Origin of the sequence: Paracoccus sp. UBA5162 (genome assembly GCF_002413585.1) — a bacterium.
Lineage (GTDB): Bacteria > Pseudomonadota > Alphaproteobacteria > Rhodobacterales > Rhodobacteraceae > Paracoccus.
Window position 1 is genome coordinate 36479 of record NZ_DHXG01000081.1, and the last position, 1187, is coordinate 37665.

The 1187-nt window shown below is 66.5% G+C and carries 1 protein-coding gene and 1 pseudogene; one reads left to right on the forward strand and one right to left on the reverse strand.

What is annotated here, in order from left to right; translation table 11 throughout:
- The coding region (locus B4A72_RS13680) for a lyase family protein (protein WP_292978842.1) at nucleotides 1–809 on the reverse strand (809 nt) is incomplete at its 3' end.
- A 140-nt stretch (nucleotides 810–949) separates the two neighbouring features.
- Between B4A72_RS13680 and B4A72_RS13685 the strand changes: the two are divergent.
- Nucleotides 950–1187: pseudogene (locus tag B4A72_RS13685) on the forward strand (hypothetical protein); the annotation flags it as partial.

Below are 1187 nucleotides of genomic sequence, written 5' to 3' on the forward strand. Positions count from 1 at the left end.
TGCGGCATGGCGGAACTGCCCTTCTGGCCGGGGCTGAAATATTCCTCGGCCTCGAGAACCTCGGTCCGCTGCATGTGGCGAATCTCGATGGCGATGTTTTCCATGCTGCTGGCGATCACGCCCAGCGTGGCAAAGAACATCGCATGGCGATCGCGCGGAATCACCTGCGTGCTGATCGGTTCGGGACGAAGCCCCATCCTTGCGCAGACATGTTCCTCGACCGCCGGATCGATATTGGCGAAGGTGCCGACCGCGCCGGAGATGGCGCCGGTTGCAACCTCGTCGCGGGCCCGTTCCAGCCGGGCGCGACCGCGCGCCATCTCGGCATGGAACCGAGCGAAGGTCAGGCCCATCGTGGTCGGTTCGGCATGGATGCCGTGGCTGCGGCCGATCCGCAGCGTGTTCTTGTGTTCATAGGCGCGTTTCTTCAATGCCGCCAGAACGCGGTCCAGATCGGCCAGCAGAATGTCGGCGGCTCGCACCAACTGGACGTTCAGCGTCGTGTCCAGAACGTCGGAAGAGGTCATGCCCTGATGCACGAAGCGGGCGTGATCGCTGCCGACATGTTCGGCCAGATGGGTCAGGAAGGCAATCACGTCATGTTTGGTCACGGCCTCGATTTCATCGATCCGGGCAACGTCGAACTGGACGTCCTTCGCCCGCCAGACCGCCTCCGCGTTCTCGCGCGGGATCACGCCCAGATCGGCCTGCGCGTCGCAGGCATGAGCCTCGATCTCGAACCAGATCCGGAACTTCGTCTCGGGCGACCAGATCGCGGTCATGTCGGGGCGGGAATAGCGCGGGATCATGGCGGGCTCCTTCGTGGCTGGCTGCGGCATAGCGGGGTGGCGGGCCGGGGGCAAGATTTCTGCGCGCGCGGCTGCGGAACATTCGGGCGGGGCTGGCGGTTGATCAGGCAAGTTTTTCCGCCAGGACGAGGATTGCCGCGATGCATCACAGCGAAGACGACCCGAACCACCTGACCGAAGCCGACCGCACCAGCGAGACCCGCTTTGGCCCCCGGCCGGTCCCAGAAGGTCATCGCCCCCCCGGCAGCCATCCGCTGCGGGCACTGAAAGCCAGCCGCCGCGCCGCCGCTCGCGGCCCGTCGCTCAGCGCCAAGATCATCGTCTGGGGCGGCGTCGGGCTGGGCGTGGCCGGCGTCACGGCCGGCACGCTGATGGCGG